This is a genomic window from Oribacterium sp. oral taxon 102 (genome assembly GCF_013394775.1).
Classification (GTDB): domain Bacteria; phylum Bacillota; class Clostridia; order Lachnospirales; family Lachnospiraceae; genus Oribacterium.
In genome coordinates this window covers 1,943,661-1,959,578 of record NZ_JABXYT010000001.1, presented here as the reverse complement: position 1 = coordinate 1,959,578, position 15,918 = coordinate 1,943,661, and the positions used below count along the sequence as shown (strand labels likewise).

At 56.3% G+C, this 15,918-nt stretch carries 13 protein-coding genes; all 13 read left to right on the top strand.

The features are described 5' to 3' along the window. Nucleotides 1-26 precede the first annotated feature (26 nt). On the top strand, nt 27-449 hold the full coding sequence (rpsL, locus tag HW273_RS08825; protein WP_179011622.1) for a 30S ribosomal protein S12: 423 nt from the start codon (nt 27-29) through the stop codon (nt 447-449). A 173-nt stretch (nt 450-622) separates the two neighbouring features. Then, nucleotides 623-1,093: a 30S ribosomal protein S7 gene (gene rpsG, locus HW273_RS08820; RefSeq protein ID WP_179011620.1), complete on the top strand. Its 471-nt coding sequence runs from the start codon at nt 623-625 to the stop codon at nt 1,091-1,093. 15 nt (nt 1,094-1,108) lie between these two features. Next, complete coding sequence (gene fusA / locus HW273_RS08815) at nt 1,109-3,226, top strand: elongation factor G (protein ID WP_179011618.1); 2,118 nt, start codon at nt 1,109-1,111, stop codon at nt 3,224-3,226. Between the two features lie 171 nt (nt 3,227-3,397). Next, entirely contained in the window at nt 3,398-4,591 is a 1,194-nt protein-coding gene (gene tuf, locus HW273_RS08810) for an elongation factor Tu (RefSeq protein ID WP_179011616.1), read from the top strand. 216 nt (nt 4,592-4,807) lie between these two features. Further along, complete coding sequence (locus HW273_RS08805; RefSeq protein WP_179011614.1) at nt 4,808-6,391, top strand: hypothetical protein; 1,584 nt, start codon at nt 4,808-4,810, stop codon at nt 6,389-6,391. A gap of 140 nt (nt 6,392-6,531) precedes the next feature. Continuing rightward, nucleotides 6,532-7,455, top strand: coding sequence for a hypothetical protein (locus tag HW273_RS08800; RefSeq protein ID WP_179011612.1), 924 nt, complete (start codon nt 6,532-6,534; stop codon nt 7,453-7,455). 20 nt (nt 7,456-7,475) lie between these two features. Beyond that, nucleotides 7,476-8,564: a hypothetical protein gene (locus HW273_RS08795; protein WP_179011610.1), complete on the top strand. Its 1,089-nt coding sequence runs from the start codon at nt 7,476-7,478 to the stop codon at nt 8,562-8,564. A gap of 125 nt (nt 8,565-8,689) precedes the next feature. Further along, the gene (gene queA, locus HW273_RS08790) at nt 8,690-9,715 is read left to right on the top strand and encodes a tRNA preQ1(34) S-adenosylmethionine ribosyltransferase-isomerase QueA (protein WP_179011608.1); all 1,026 of its coding nucleotides are present in this window, start codon (nt 8,690-8,692) and stop codon (nt 9,713-9,715) included. Between the two features lie 325 nt (nt 9,716-10,040). Further along, on the top strand, nt 10,041-10,496 hold the full coding sequence (gene mscL, locus HW273_RS08785; RefSeq protein WP_179011606.1) for a large conductance mechanosensitive channel protein MscL: 456 nt from the start codon (nt 10,041-10,043) through the stop codon (nt 10,494-10,496). Between the two features lie 126 nt (nt 10,497-10,622). Beyond that, complete coding sequence (locus tag HW273_RS08780) at nt 10,623-11,825, top strand: cation diffusion facilitator family transporter (protein ID WP_179011604.1); 1,203 nt, start codon at nt 10,623-10,625, stop codon at nt 11,823-11,825. Continuing rightward, nucleotides 11,825-12,547: an acyl-[acyl-carrier-protein] thioesterase gene (locus HW273_RS08775; protein WP_243206775.1), complete on the top strand. Its 723-nt coding sequence runs from the start codon at nt 11,825-11,827 to the stop codon at nt 12,545-12,547. Before HW273_RS08780 ends, HW273_RS08775 begins: the two co-directional genes overlap by 1 nt. After that, nucleotides 12,531-13,181 (top strand): S1-like domain-containing RNA-binding protein, encoded by a 651-nt coding sequence (locus tag HW273_RS08770; RefSeq protein WP_179011600.1) that lies wholly within the window; start codon nt 12,531-12,533, stop codon nt 13,179-13,181. The genes HW273_RS08775 and HW273_RS08770 overlap by 17 nt, the downstream gene beginning before the upstream one ends. 85 nt (nt 13,182-13,266) lie before the next feature. Beyond that, complete coding sequence (locus HW273_RS08765) at nt 13,267-15,765, top strand: glycoside hydrolase family 31 protein (RefSeq protein WP_179011597.1); 2,499 nt, start codon at nt 13,267-13,269, stop codon at nt 15,763-15,765. Nucleotides 15,766-15,918 lie beyond the last annotated feature (153 nt).

Sequence of the window (15,918 nt, the reverse complement as noted above, 5' to 3'; positions counted from 1 at the left end):
GGAAATTTTGACGAAAGGAGACCAAAATGCCAACATTTAACCAGTTAGTCAGAAAGGGCAGAGAGACATCTAAGAAGAAGTCTGCTGCACCAGCGCTTCAGAGAGGATTCAATTCCCTCAGGAAGAAGGCGACTACGAACAATGCTCCGCAGAAGCGCGGCGTATGTACCGCAGTGAAGACTGCTACGCCGAAGAAGCCGAACTCGGCGCTTCGTAAGATCGCCAGAGTACGTCTGTCCAACGGAATCGAGGTTACATCCTACATTCCGGGCGAGGGACACAATCTTCAGGAGCACTCTGTTGTTATGATCCGCGGCGGCCGTGTGAAGGATCTGCCGGGTACCAGATATCATATCATCAGAGGAACGCTGGATACCGCCGGCGTTGCCAAGAGAATGCAGGCGCGCTCCAAGTACGGCGCGAAGCGTCCGAAGGCCGCTAAGAAGTAATCGTCTTAGAGGGCAGCAGCGCAGGAAGTTTTTAGACATGGTTATGACGGATAGCATTGGTCACTTAATATACAGAGGTGTCCATGATCCGCATGAACTCGTAAGACGCAGACCTGTCTGTGCTTACGCAGAGTACCGATGATCTAAATTGTATATTTAAGGAGGGAAGTAACGTGCCACGTAAAGGACATACTCTACACAGAGAAGTTCTGGCAGACCCGGTGTATAATTCCAAGCTCGTTACGAAGCTTGTGAATTCCATCATGCTGGATGGCAAGAAGGGTGTTGCACAGAAGATCGTTTATGGCGCCTTCGAGCAGGTGAAGGAAAAGGCCGGCAAGGACGCGCTCGAGGTTTTCGAGGAGGCAATGAACAACATCATGCCTGTTCTCGAGGTAAAGGCAAAGCGTGTCGGCGGCGCTACCTATCAGGTGCCGATGGAGGTGAAGCCGGAGAGAAGGCAGACCCTTGCTCTCAGATGGCTGAAGGAATTCTCGAGAAAGAGATCCGAGAAGACGCAGGCAGACCGGCTTGCGAATGAGATTATGGATGCTGCGAACAACACCGGCGCAGCAGTAAAGCGTAAAGAGGAGATGCACAGGATGGCTGAGGCCAATAAGGCATTTGCTCATTACAGATTCTAATTAGGAGGGACGACATTGGCTGAGAGACAGTATTCACTTGAGCATACAAGAAATATTGGTATTATGGCGCACATCGACGCCGGTAAGACCACTCTTTCAGAGCGTATCCTCTTCTATACCGGTGTAAACCACAAGATCGGTGAGACCCACGAGGGCTCTGCCACCATGGACTGGATGGCGCAGGAGCAGGAGAGAGGCATCACGATCACTTCAGCCGCTACGACCTGTCACTGGACACCGGAGTTTGAGCACAAGAAGATCGCCGGCGCACCGGAGTACCGCATCAATATCATTGATACCCCGGGGCACGTGGACTTCACGGTTGAGGTGGAGCGTTCCCTGAGGGTTCTCGACGGTGCTGTCGGCGTTTTCGACGCGAAGAGCGGCGTAGAGCCTCAGTCTGAGAACGTATGGCGGCAGGCGGACACCTATCATGTCCCGCGTATCGCGTTCATTAACAAGATGGATATCGTAGGCGCGGATTTCTTCCATTCCGTACAGACGATCGTAGACCGTCTCGGGAAGAACTGCGTCATCACGCAGGTTCCGATGGGCGCGGAGGACAGCTTCGTGGGCGTCATCGACCTCTTCGAGATGAGAGCCTACCATTATCTGGATGACAAGGGAGAGCAGATCGACATCCGGGACATTTCCGACGAGTACAAGGATATCGCCGAGGAATATCACGAGAAGATGGTGGAGCAGATCTCCGAGCTGGATGATGAGCTGATGGAGAAGTATCTGGAGGGTGAGGAGATCACCGTTCCCGAGCTCAAGGCAGCGCTTCGCAAGGGCACCATTGCCGGCGATGCGGTTCCCTGTCTCTGCGGAACGGCTTACCGCAACAAGGGCGTACAGAAGCTTCTGGATGCCGTGATCGATTTCCTTCCGGCACCGACAGATGTTCCGGATATTACCGGTACCGATCTGGACGGCAATCCGGACAGCAGACCGTCCTCGGACAATGCGCCGTTCGCAGCGCTTGCTTTCAAGATCATGACCGACCCGTTCGTCGGAAAGCTGGCATACTTCCGCGTATATTCCGGCGTGCTGAAGACCGGCTCCTATGTCCTGAACTCTACGAAGGAGAAGAAGGAGAGAGTCGGCAGACTTCTGCAGATGCATGCCAACAAGAGAACCGAGCTGGACGAGGTTTTCTCCGGAGATATCGCTGCAGCAGTCGGCTTCAAGATGACGACGACAGGCGATACGATCTGCGATGAGCAGCATCCGATCATCCTCGAGTCCATGGAATTCCCGGAGCCGGTTATCTCGGTCGCTATCGAGCCGAAGACCAAGGTGTCGCAGGGCAAGATGTCCGATGCGCTTGCGAAGCTCGCCGAGGAGGATCCGACCTTCCGTGTGCGGACCAACGAGGAGACCGGGCAGACCATCATCTCCGGTATGGGAGAGCTTCATCTCGAGATCATCGTAGACAGACTGCTGCGTGAGTTCAAGGTCGAGGCAAACGTAGGTGCGCCCGAGGTTGCGTACAAGGAGACCTTCACCAAGTCTGTGGATGTCGAAGGAAAGTACGTTCACCAGTCCGGCGGGTCCGGTATGTACGGACACTGTAAGGTCAAGTTCGAGCCGATGGATGCGAACGGCGAGGAGCTCTTCAAGTTCGAGTCCACTGTTGTCGGCGGCTCGATTCCGAAGGAGTATATCCCGGCGATCGAGAAGGGCATCCGGAACGCTTCCATGTCCGGCGTGCTCGCGGGCTTCCCGGTACTCGGCGTTCACGCCAATGTATACGACGGCTCCTACCACGAGGTCGATTCCAATGAGCGTGCCTTCGAGTTCGCCGGTTCCATGGCGTTCAAGGCGGCTATGGCGAAGGCGGATCCGATCCTCCTCGAGCCGATCATGAAGGTGGAGATCACGACGCCGGAGGAGTACATGGGGAATGTCATCGGCGATGTGAATTCCCGCCGCGGCAGGATCGAGTCCATGGAGGATATTCCGTCCGGAAAGCAGATCAACGGATACGTTCCGCTCTCCGAGATGTTCGGATATTCCACGGATCTTCGTTCCAAGACACAGGGACGCGCGAACTACTCCATGTTCTTCGACCACTATGAGAAGTGCCCGAAGAATATTCAGGATAAGGTGCTTTCCAACCTGAAGAAGTAAGAGCAGGGGAGAAAGTACTGCTTGCGAAATATCGTAAGTGATGATAAAATTATATAGATTGAAGTGATAGAGAAATCTATCACTTCGGTTATGTACTGCACGGAGCATGCGAAGCATGCGTTAGTGCTTGACATGATTTTCGTTGTATTACATTTCTAGGAGGAATTGAAAATGGCAAAGGCACATTTTGACCGCACGAAGCCGCATTGCAACATCGGTACCATCGGGCACGTTGACCATGGCAAGACGACCCTTACGGCTGCAATTACCAAGGTTCTTGCAGAGCGTGTAGAGGGGAACTCCGCTACGGATTTCGCCAACATCGATAAGGCACCGGAGGAGAGAGAGCGTGGAATCACGATCAATACCTCTCACGTTGAGTATTCTACGAAGGCAAGACATTATGCGCACGTTGACTGCCCGGGGCATGCCGACTACGTTAAGAACATGATCACCGGTGCTGCACAGATGGACGGTGCAATTCTCGTCGTAGCTGCAACCGACGGTGTTATGGCGCAGACCAGAGAGCACATTCTGCTTGCGCGTCAGGTAGGCGTTCCGGCTATCGTTGTATTCATGAACAAGTGCGATATGGTTGACGATCCGGAGCTTCTCGAGCTCGTTGAGATGGAGGTCAGAGACCTGCTTACCGAGTACGATTTCCCGGGCGATGAGGTTCCGGTTATCAAGGGCTCTGCTCTGCAGGCGCTGAACGACCCGTCCTCTGAGTGGGGTGATAAGATCATGGAGCTCATGGATGCCGTAGATACCTACATTCCGGAGCCGCAGCGTGAGACCGACAAGCCGTTCCTGATGCCTGTCGAGGATATCTTCACCATCACCGGTCGTGGCACCGTAGCAACCGGAAGAGTAGAGCGTGGTACGCTTCACGTTTCCGACGAGGTTGAGATCGTTGGTATCCACGAGGATACGCTGAAGTCCGTTATCACCGGTATCGAGATGTTCCGTAAGCAGCTCGACGAGGCAATGGCAGGTGATAATGTAGGTCTTCTCCTCAGAGGTATCAACCGTGACCAGATTGAGAGAGGACAGGTTCTCTGCAAGCCGGGTACGGTAAAGTGCCACACGAAGTTCACGGCACAGGTTTACGTCCTGACCAAGGACGAGGGCGGACGTCATACTCCGTTCTTCACCAACTACCGTCCGCAGTTCTACTTCAGAACGACTGACGTTACCGGCGTTTGCCATCTCCCGGAGGGCACGGAGATGTGCATGCCCGGAGATAACACCGAGATGAGCGTCGAGCTGATCCACCCGATCGCCATGGAGGAGGGACTTCGTTTCGCCATCCGTGAGGGCGGCAGAACCGTTGGTTCCGGAAGAGTTGTAAAGATCGTTGAGTAATTGACGAGCGCATATATTCAGGGCTCCCGAGAGAAAAGTCTCAGGGGCTCTGTTTTTGATAGGATGCATAACGAATGTTCGCTCGTGCAGGCACGGCATCCGCATGCTTGCCGTCCGGGGACTTATACAGTATATTGACGAAGAATTAAAAATGGGATAGGATACAGCTGTTGCGTATTGGCGGTGAAGCACCGCAGGCTGTATTGGAGGAGACAGATGTCGAGGAGAGGAAAGGCGGCAGGGCTGCTGCTTACGCTTACGGCATTTTTTTTAATATGCGGCTTTGCGAAGCCGAATCAGGGCTATCTGAAATCCGCGACCTACTATTCGGACGACTGGATGGTCAATTTCTGGAACGGCGAGTCGGACGATATGGACGCGGAGCTTCGGCAGATCGCGGGAGACGGTTTTAATAATATCATACTGGTGCTGCCATGGCGGGAGTTCCAGCCGGAGAATGGAAGCTTTAACAGCTACGCGATAGAGCGGCTGCATAAGGTCATGAATGCCGCGGAGGCGCAGCAGCTTTCTGTGATGCTGCGTGTCGGCTATACATGGGACTATTATCCGGAAGGGAAATCCGCGGTGGTCCGCGTTAACGAGCTGCCCTACAGCAGCTTTACGAGAAAGCAGTGGTTCAGCTATCTTTCCCGGATCTACAGTGAGGCGAGCGCCCATGCAAATTTCGCGGGCGGTTTTGCGACATGGGAGGATTTCTGGACCTTCACATCTACTGCGACGAGCTATGGAAAGAATAAAAAAGGAATAGAGAATGCGGAAAAATCGGGCTTCCGGGATTATGCGCTCGCGCATTACAGCATAGAGGAGCTGCGGGAAATCTATAAGGATCAGGGACTGACGGAGGACACGATCTATTTTCCGTCCAAGGCGAACTATGCCCTGAAAATTTTCTATGATTGGTACGATGCATTTCTGATGGAGCTGATTGCCGACTCGCAGCAGTTTTTTCCGGATCTTTCCTTCGAGATACGTCTGGACGGAGACAGGGTGCTTCGAAATGACGGCAGTACAGAGTGGTATATGCACCAGAACAGCTTCCGCAGCCTCCGTTCCAGCTATGCCTCCGCGATGTATGGCGTCCCGATGTTTATCGGCGGCGGCAGGGTCAGCGCGGGGAGAGCGCTGCAGGGAACACAGCAGGCGCTCGCATTTGCGGCGTCCTCCGGGAAGCCGGTGTATGTCGAGCAGCTCCTGTTCACGGAGAGCACACCCGGCTATGAGGATATGGCGAAGATCCATCCGGAGGAGGAGCCGGCATACCTTCTTTCCCTGCCCGGTCTGCTCCGCAGCATGACGAACGGCTATGGGATCTGGGTTTACCGCGACTACGGAAATAACAAGCTTTTCAATCCGCAGTTTGGACTTCGTGAGCGTGGCTGGAAGCTGGAGAACAATGCACGGGTCGAGCAGAGGGCGGGCTCCAATGCGGCTCGGCTCGCAAAAGGAGGGAAGCTTTCCCAGCAGCTTGAGGCAAGCGCGGGGACGCAGAACGGAAGGGACACGACGGTGCGCTTCCGGCTCTCCGGAGACGGGAAGGTGACGGTGCGGCTCGGCAGCGCCGCATACAGCTTCCCGGCAAAGAGCAGAGAATGGGAGACGGTACAGCATCTTTTCTCCGGCAACAGCGGAGTGCTCAGCTTCGAGTGCACAGACGGCTATGTGTATATCGACAATGTGAACGCCTATAATCTCGTGACGGAGGGACATCTCTATCATCTGGATGGAAGCGAGGATTACTGCATACCGGCGATCCGCACGCTGAACAGCCAGCTCGGGTAAGGAGATGAAAAGGTGAAGCCGACGTCTTTTGATTTATGGAACGTTTTCGGCTTGCCTCGGACGAAAGAAGCCTTTCGTCCGAGGCTTTCTTTTGGTGGAGATATAGTGTAGAATAGGCTGTACAAATGATGGAGGTAGAGATGAAGAAGATTGTTGCGGGCGTATTTCTGACCATATTTCTGCTTGCCGGCACGTTTTCTGCATTGGCAGCCGGGAGCAGCACGAAAACAGCGCCGCGAATCGTTTCGGTGTCGGGAAACGGCGCGGACATCAGTGTGAGCTGGACGGTGCCGGAATGGAGCGGGCTGGACAGCTATGAGGTGCAGCTCGGCAGGACGAATGAAAACGGGACGAGCTTCCGCGCGGTGAAAACCGCGAGGACGGACAGCTCGGAGACTGTCTATGATTTTACTGCGACGCAGAGGGGCTATTATACTGCACGTGTGCGGGCGCGGGATGTGGACGGCAAGGATACGGCATGGTCCGGAAACGGCACCGTCGTGGTCGTGAATTCAGAGGATGTTTCCGGGGGCGGCGGTCCATTCCATACGGACAGCAGCCGGGGACCGGGTGTGAAGAGAAGCGAAGGCGCTGCGAACGGAAGTGAAAACGGCGGGCCGGGTGTGAGCGGCGCCTACAGCAGCTCCGCCGCAGGTGAAACCAGAAGAAGGGTGAGGGTTAATACCTATACCGCAAATGGCTGGCAGAGCGACAACGTGGGACGCTGGTATCTCTTTCCGGACGGAAGCTATCCTGTGAACTGCTGGGAGAAGCTGGATGGGAAATTCTATCATTTCGACGGCAGCGGCTATATGGAATGGAACCGCTGGGTGAAGGAGAGCGACGGCAGCTGGCGCTTCTGTGTGGCGAGCGGCGAGATGGCAGTCGGCTGGAACGATATCAGCGGGAAGTGGTACTATATGGAACCGGCAAATGGCGTGATGCTGGGCGGCGGGGAGCATGCCATCGGCGGAAGGCTTTATTATATGAATGCCGGAGGCGACAGGGTGCAGAGTGCGTGGGCAGGCGGGCATTATTACGGCAGCGACGGCGCGAGAGCCTGAATGGAGAGCTTTGGTAAGGTATGGATAAAAGGATAGAGGATCTGGATGACGTGGACAAGCTCCTCCGGGAAAGACCGAGGAATCGCGTCATTACAAAGAGAAGAAACAGGGAGCGGTACAGAGCGCGGCAGGCGCGGGCGCTCCGGGAGCTCCGGATCGAGCGGGGGATCGTAACGATCCCTGCGCTGATTATCGCGCTGATCTGCATCGTGCTGATTCTGGAGCCGTTTTTCGGGGAGAAGGAGAATATGCCGCAAGCTGCGAGCCCTTCGGAGATCTCGGAGAGCAGAGAGAGTACGGAGACGGCGGAGGAGACAGGGGGAAGCGTACAGCCGTTGTCGGATGAGACGCTGAAAAACTTTTTCACACGCTATTTCGAAGCGAAGCTCGCGGCGGACGTAGATACGCTGGACAGCATGAGCGGGATCAGCAACCGAAGCGAGGAGCAGAGGAGGCAGCTTGCCGCACAGCTCAAGGCGCAGGCGGGCTATATCGAGGCATATCAGGATCTGAATCTGTACGGCGTACCGGGACTCGGAGAGAACGAGCTGCTCGTATTTCTGAGCTATGACGTGAAGTTCCGGCGCGCGGAGACGGTCGCGCCGGCGATCATGTACTGCTATATGATGCGTCTTCCGGACGGGGGCTATCAGCTGATCGAGAACCGCAGTCCGGAGCAGGTCCGTTTCGTGAACAGCTATACGACGGAGCACGGCGAGGTACAGGAGCTCATCAACTCCGTGAACTCGAGACTGCTCGCTGCGTTGTCCTCGGATTCCAGGCTGGCTGTGATCTATGACGCATTTCAGACAGGCAGGATCTATACGGAGGATCAGGCATCCATCGATTCCGAGGTTTCTCTGATCTCGGTGGAGACTGAGGCGGAGAGCAGTACGGAGAGCAGTACGGGGAGCAGCTCTGCTGCGGAGACGAGACGGGAAACGACAAGAGCGGCGGGAACGACGGCTGCTGCTTCCGCACAGCAGTCGGAGCATGTCGTGGAGGCAGTGGATCCTATGCAGCAGAGCACGGAGTCCGCGGCGGCAGCCGAGGGAGGCGCAGTCGCGCCTGCGGGGGATGTTATCGAAGCCGCCGGAGGGCCGCAGTAGCGGAGCGTTACGGCAGCAGGCGAGGCTTTGCTGCCTTGCAGAGCGGTTCTGACCGCATCCCGGACGGAAATACAGAAAGGACAGCATTCCGTGCCTTTTGGTATCGGACAGGAAACAGAACATTTATGAATACAAAGGACTTTTGGTTTGATCTGCCGGAGGAGCTGATCGCGCAGGATCCGCTGGAGGAGCGTTCGAGCTCGCGTCTTCTGGTCATGGACAGGGAGAGCGGCGGGATCCGGCACCGGCATTTCTATGATATACCGGAATATCTCAGAGCGGGAGACTGCCTCGTCATCAATGATACGAAGGTAATCCCGGCGCGGCTTCACGGCGTGAAGGCGGAGACCGGAGCGCATGCGGAGATCCTCCTCCTGAAACGAAGGACGAAGGATGAGTGGGAATGTCTGGTGAAGCCGGGAAAGAAGCTCCGGAACGGTGCATGCATTGTATTCGGAGAGGGGCTGCTGATGGGAGAGATCGTCGATACCATCGACGACGGGAACCGCATTATCCGCTTCCGCTATGAGGGGATATTCGAGGAGGTGCTGGACCGGCTCGGGGAGATGCCGCTGCCTCCCTATATCCACAGGCAGCTTTCGGACAAGACGCGCTACAATACCGTCTATGCGGAGCATGACGGCTCGGCGGCGGCGCCTACGGCGGGGCTGCATTGGACGAAGGAGCTGCTGGAAAAGGTGCGGGAAAAGGGCGTGGAAATCGCTCATGTCACACTGCACGTCGGGCTGGGCACCTTCCGTCCGGTGAAGTCCGATACTGTCGAGGCGCATCACATGCACTCGGAGTTCTTCATCATCGACGAGGAGAATGCCGCGAAGATGAATGCCTGCAGGGCAGGGGGCGGACGGCTGATCTGCACTGGTACGACCTCGTGCCGGACGATCGAGTCCGCGGCGCTGCCGGATGGAACGATTCCGGCGAAGAGCGGCTGGACGCAGATCTTCATCTATCCGGGCTATCGCTTCAAGGCGATGGACGGACTGATCACGAATTTCCATCTGCCGGAATCGACGCTTATCATGCTGGTTTCTGCATTTGCGGGAAGAGAGCATGTGCTGAACGCGTACCGGGCAGCGGTGCAGGAGCACTACCGCTTCTTCTCATTCGGAGATGCCTGTTTGTTCCTGTAGCACCGCAGGCTTCGGGGGCTGTTCCGTCATACAGCCAAAGGTTTCGAAAAGGTTGCCTGCATAAGGGGAGACGAATGCTATGTGCTGTGCTGCAGCACATAAGGATACGCTGATTAAACCGGGAAAGTTACGTGCCAATGGGCGTGATGCCGCAAAAGCGTGCGGAACGCCGGTACTTCATGAACACGAGTGCAACGAAGTGTGAATTTAGTACCGTTGCGTGGAGCCCCGAACGAGAGTGTCTTTTGCGGCACACGCCCATGGCACGTGAGTCCATGAATAAATCAGTGCTTCTATAATGTTTATTTGATAAGGGGAAAAGAGGATGAAGGGTTTTCTGAAGGAATTTAAGGAATTCGCATTTAAGGGGAATATGATCGATCTCGCGGTAGGTATGATCATCGGCTCCGCGTTCACCGCGCTGGTCAAGGATCTGGTGGATGATCTCGTGATGCCGCTGATTTCTCTGGTCACGGGGAAGATCGATTTCGAGAATATGTTCATTCCGCTCGCAGGACAGACCACGAGAGTCTATGCGGAGGCGGCGGCAGAGGGCTCCGTGCTCGCCTATGGCTCCTTCCTCACGGCGATCATCAATTTCCTGATCATGGCAATGGTGGTTTTTCTCTTCGTGAAGCAGATGAACCGGCTGCGTAAGCTCAATGAGAAGACGGAGGCTCCGGCGGAGCCGAAGGAGAAGGAGTGCCCGTATTGCAGGACAATGATCCCGATTGCCGCCAGCAGATGTCCGCACTGCACCTCTGAATTAACGAAGAGCTGATTTATTCATGACGCACGCCCGCCGGCATGAGGCGGCTTCGACTTAACCAGCATTTCCTTAAAGGCGCAGAAACCTGCCGACGGAGAATAAAGAGCTGCCTGTGAGGACTCAGGAAAGGAGCGCAGAATGAACGGAAGAACCGGAAATACGGAAAGAACGAGGGTCGCGGTTCAGGCAGGCTGCATAGGGATACTATGCAACCTGCTTCTTTTTGGCGGTAAGCTCGCGCTCGGCCTCTGGGGAAACTCGATCTCAATCATGGCGGATGCCTTCAACAATCTCTCCGATGCCGGAAGCTCCGTCATCGCGCTGCTCGGCTCCAGAATGGCAGGGCGGGAAGCGGATGCGGAGCATCCCTTCGGGCATGGCAGGATCGAATATATCGCTGCCTTTCTTGTCGCTTTTCTGCTTACCGAGGTCGGACTGAAGACGCTGGAGAGCTCGGTCAGGAAGCTTATGCACCGGGAAGCACTGCATTTCAGCGGGATCACATTGCTTCTGCTTTTTATGTCGATCGCCGTGAAGCTGGGACTCGCGCTTTACTATCGAACGGTGGCGCGGCGTATCGATTCCTCCGTATTTCGCGCTTCGGCATCGGATTCCTTTCAGGATATGGCGATCACAGCGGCGACTGTGCTGAGCCTCGGCGTCTTCCGCCTGACCGGATGGAATATCGACGCGGCAGTCGGGCTCCTGCTCTCCCTCTTCGTCATCTGGAATGGCATTTCCATCCTGCGGGAGACGGTCGCGCCGCTGATCGGGGAGAGCAATGATCCGAAGCTCTCCTGTGAGATCCGGGAGATCGTGGAGAAGCACCGCGGCGTATATGGGAGCCATGATCTGGTGCTGCACCAGTACGGACCGGAGCGCTATATGGGGAGCATCCATGTCGAGCTGGACGGGGCGCAGAGCCTGCGGAGGGCGCATGCGCTGGCGGATCATATCGAGCGGCAGATCCGGGAGGAGACCGGCGTCATGCTGGTGATCCATACGGATCCGGTGCAGACTGACGCGGAGGCACGGGACTGCCGTAAGCGGACCGAGCGGCTTCTTCGGGCGATCCGTGGAGATGCGAGTCTTCATGATTTCCGGCTCCGGCACACAGAGGACGGACGGGAGTTTGAGTTCGATATTTTACTGCCCTGGGGTCTGGAAAAGGAGGAGGAGCAGAGAATCACGCGGGAGCTGGAGAAGGGACTCGCGGAGAGCCTGCAGGAAAAGCTGCGTCTCCGGCTGCATATAGACCACCCCTACACCTCTGCCCGCTCCGATGCGGAGAGCGTGGAGGCGGAGAGAGCATCTGCAGGGATAGAGAACAGGAGGGAATGATGTACGAATTTCAGGATCGGGTGCGTTATTCGGAAACCGATGAGGACGGCGACATGAAGGTCGTCGCGATGGTGAATTATTTGCAGGACTGCTCAACCTTTCATTCCACGGATGTCGGACTGACGGTGGAGCGGCTCAGGGCGCTGCAGCGCGCATGGCTGCTCAGCTACTGGGACATATATATAGAGCGTCTGCCGCGGCTCTGTGAGAGGCTCGTGATCGGGACGAGCCCCCACAGCTTCAGGGGGGTGATTGCCCACCGGAACTTCTGGATCCGGGACGCGGAGGGAAGGGATATCCTGCGGGCGGACAGCCAGTGGTTTTCCTTTGATACTGAGAAGCAGCGCCCGGTGAAGATCTCGGAGGAAGTCCTGCTCCCCTTCGGAGAGAGAAGGGATGTGCTGGGGCTGCCGGAGAGCCCGCGGCGAATCACGCTGCCGGAGAAGCTGGAGCGGCTTTCGCCGGTGCTGGTGCAGCGGCACCATATCGACAGTAATCATCATGTGAACAATGCGCAGTATATCGAGATGGCGGCGGAGGCGCTGCTCCGTGCGTTTCCGGAGCATCGGAAGTGGACGGGCGGACGCATCCGTGCGGAATATCAGAGAGCGGCGCTGCTGAATGCGCAGATTATCCCGATGCTCGGGAGGAACGAGGACGGGCTCGTGCTCAGTCTGCAAAATGAAAGAGGAGAGGTATACGCAAATGTTGAAATTAGGTGAGATGCAGGAGCTGAGAATTGCACGGGAGAAGGACTTCGGAGTCTATCTCGAGGACAGAGAGGGAGAGGCGGTGCTGCTACCGGAGAAGCAGGTTCCGAATGGAAAGGGCGTCGGGGATCTCGTTACGGTTTTTGTTTACAAGGATTCGAAGGATCGCTTCATTGCGACGACGCGGAAGCCGCTTTTGCAGGTCGGAGAGGTCGCGCGTGTCATGGTCAGCGACGTGAACCGGATCGGCGCCTTCATTGACATAGGGCTGGAGAAGGATGTCCTGATTCCGCACAGGGAGATGCGTTATGAGCTGAAGAAGGGAGACAGCGTCGAGGTCTATCTCTATGTGGATCGCTCGAACCGTCTTGCAGCGACGACCTATACGAAGAAGCACGAGGAGGCGCGGCACATCGACACAAATGCAGTCAAGACCTACCGGTATGAGAAGGGGGCGGAGGAGCTGCTCCGCCTCCTCACGGAGAAGTTCGAGGGGCACGTCCCGTATACGGACAAAACCGTGACAGCAGAGCAGGTGCTCGCAGATTTCGGAATGTCGAAGGCCGCCTTCAAGCGTGCGGTCGGCAAGCTTCTGAAGGAGGGACGGATCAAGATCACGAAGAGTGCAATTTTCTGCATCTATTGAGATTTCCATGCCGGAAGTACCGGTGCTGACAGGCATTCGCACCTGAGAGTGTATGGACAGCGAATTCATACAGAAAGGGAGAGAGATGGAAATTTGCAAAAGAGTGAACGGCCATGAGAGGCTCGGCGCGGCGTATCTGCTCCATACCGACAGCGCGGATATCAAGCTGTGCTTTCTGACGGACGAGCTGCTCCGGCTCAGAGTCTCCTTTACACGGGAATTTCCGGAGGAGTCTTATGTACTGATGAAGACTGCATGGGAGGATCGGCTGGATCCGCTCTTTACGGGGGAGCGGGAGAGAGTTTCTCCGATCGAGCCGGCATTCACGGAAAAGGAAGGGACATTATGTTTCGAGACGGAGAAGCTCCAGCTCGTGATTGAAAGAGAGCCGATCGCCATCGTGCTTTCGGACAGAGAAGGGAATGTGCTTTTCAGCACGGAGAAGCTCGCACCGTTCATGCTGGACAGTAACCGCCGCATCACCTCCTGCTTCCGGATGAAGGAGGAGGACTGCTTCTACGGCTTCGGGGAGAAGGCGGGAGAGCTGAACAAGAACAAGAAATTCCTGCGGGAGCGCGCGACAGACGCGATGGGGTATGACGCGGAGAAGACGGATACGCTCTATAAGCATATCCCGTTTTTCATTCGTCTGGACAGAGATACGCAGCGCGCCGTCGGGGTGTTCTATCACAATTTTTATGAGTCGGTCTTCAATATGGGCTGCGAGAAGTCGAATTACTGGCCTCGCTATGCCTACTGGCAGGCGGACGGCGGAGACATCGACCTCTTTCTGCTCGCGGAGGGGAGCATCCCCGGGATTGTCGGGCAGTATACCTGGCTGACAGGGCGTCCGGCGCTGCTTCCGAAACGTGCGCTGGGATATCAGGGCTCCTCCATGTATTATTCGGAGCTGGAGAAGGACAGCGACGAGGCGGTGCTTCGCTTTATTGACACGGTGCATGAGGAGGGCTTCCCGATCGACGGCTTCCATCTGTCCTCGGGCTACACCAGTTATCAGGGAAAGCGCTGCGTCTTCACCTGGAATACGGAGCGCTTCCGGGATCCCGCCGCGTATTTCGCGGCGATGAATGAGAGAGGCGCGCAGAATGTCCCGAATGTTAAGCCGGGTATCCTGCTGACGCACCCGCGTTTCGCGGAATTTGCAGAGAGCGGCGTTTTTGTCAGGGATGCAAAGGAAGCAGAGAAGCCTGCCATTGGTATGTGGTGGGGCGGCGAGGGCGCTTTCTGGGATTTCACCAGACCTGTGGCGAGGGAGCTCTGGAAGAAATGTATGAAGGAGTCGCTGCTCGCGCTCGGTACCGAATCGATCTGGAATGACAACTGTGAGTATGACAGCCTGCTGGACAAGGATGCGCGCGTGGATTTCGACGGCAAGGGCAGTGTCATCGGGGCATTGAAGCCGATTATGAGCACGCTGATGAGCAAGCTTTCCAATGACGCCGTCACCGAGCACAATGCGGACGCGCGCCCATATGCCGTCTGCCGCTCCGGCAGTGCCGGAATCCAGCGCTATGCGCAGACCTGGTGCGGAGATAATTACACGAGCTGGGAGACGCTTCGCTACAATATCCCGATCATTACGGGGATGGGACTCAGCGGACAGCCGAACGAGGGGGCGGATATCGGAGGCTTCGCCGGACCGGCTCCGGAGGAGGAGCTGTTTCTCCGATGGGTGCAGCAGGGTATTTTCCAGCCGAGATTTTCGATCCATTCCGCTTCGAATGACAATACAGTGACAGAGCCTTGGATGTTCCGTGCCGTCAAGCCGCTGCTGCGGGAGGCGATCCTGCTTCGCTACCGCTTCCTGCCGTATCTTTATTCGCTGGAATATGAGGCCTCCCGGACTGGCGCGCCGATCATGCGTGCGCTGGTCTATGAGTTTCAGAATGATCCGGCGGTCTATGAGGAGAGCTTCGACTATCTGTTCGGGCGGGATATCTTGCTTGCGAATGTGCTCGAAAAGGGCGCGAAAACCCGGCGGGTTTATCTGCCGAAGGGAAGCCGCTGGTATCATTGGGAGGATAAGCTCCGCTGCTATCCCGGCGGACAGACGATAGAGATCCCGGTCACGCTGGAGTCGATCCCGATGTTCCTCCGGGAGGGCGCAATCGTACCCATGGCGGAGAATCAGCCTCTCTCCATGGAGCGGGATAAGGTGACAGCACTGCGGCTCACCGTCGTGCCGGGGGGAGCAGAGCGGAGCTTCTGCCTCTATGACGACGACGGCATCAGCAACAACTACCGGAAGGGCTGTTTCCTGAAGACGGAGATCCGTATGTGCGGCGACAGTATCGTGAGGCTCTGCGTTCATCGAAGCGGAAGCTATGAGGACAGCATCCGCAGTGTACGGGTCGATATGGTGAAGAAGGAGAGGAGCCCCTTCCGGGTGCTCCTCTCCGGAAGACGCCTGCCGCATTTCCTGAACCGACGGCACTTCGAGAGTGCGGAGGAGGGCTGGTATTACAGCCAGAGCAAGCGGAGCGTAGAGGTGAAGTACCCGAATCCGCCGGAGGACTATGAGCTGCAGGTTTCCTTTGAGGACTTCGATCTGACTGGAATGTAAGGAGAAACGGATACGCTGCCCGGGACATAGCGGACGTGCATCGCGGCACTGCGGCTGCCCTGTGAGGAAACGAAGAGGGAGCTTGTATTCCGGACGGCTTTATCATTATAATCGGATGGATCGGGAAAGGATTTATTTCTAAGGCTTTGGAGA

Bases quoted from the DNA above. Each gene is read 5' to 3' on its own strand.
- rpsL (WP_179011622.1), top strand. From the start codon at position 27: ATGCCAACATTTAACCAGTTAGTCAGAAAGGGCAGAGAGACATCTAAG.
- tuf (WP_179011616.1), top strand. From the start codon at position 3,398: ATGGCAAAGGCACATTTTGACCGCACGAAGCCGCATTGCAACATCGGT.
- HW273_RS08805 (WP_179011614.1), top strand. From the start codon at position 4,808: ATGTCGAGGAGAGGAAAGGCGGCAGGGCTGCTGCTTACGCTTACGGCA.
- HW273_RS08800 (WP_179011612.1), top strand. From the start codon at position 6,532: ATGAAGAAGATTGTTGCGGGCGTATTTCTGACCATATTTCTGCTTGCC.
- HW273_RS08795 (WP_179011610.1), top strand. From the start codon at position 7,476: ATGGATAAAAGGATAGAGGATCTGGATGACGTGGACAAGCTCCTCCGG.
- queA (WP_179011608.1), top strand. From the start codon at position 8,690: ATGAATACAAAGGACTTTTGGTTTGATCTGCCGGAGGAGCTGATCGCG.
- mscL (WP_179011606.1), top strand. From the start codon at position 10,041: ATGAAGGGTTTTCTGAAGGAATTTAAGGAATTCGCATTTAAGGGGAAT.
- HW273_RS08780 (WP_179011604.1), top strand. From the start codon at position 10,623: ATGAACGGAAGAACCGGAAATACGGAAAGAACGAGGGTCGCGGTTCAG.
- HW273_RS08775 (WP_243206775.1), top strand. From the start codon at position 11,825: ATGTACGAATTTCAGGATCGGGTGCGTTATTCGGAAACCGATGAGGAC.
- HW273_RS08770 (WP_179011600.1), top strand. From the start codon at position 12,531: ATGTTGAAATTAGGTGAGATGCAGGAGCTGAGAATTGCACGGGAGAAG.
- HW273_RS08765 (WP_179011597.1), top strand. From the start codon at position 13,267: ATGGAAATTTGCAAAAGAGTGAACGGCCATGAGAGGCTCGGCGCGGCG.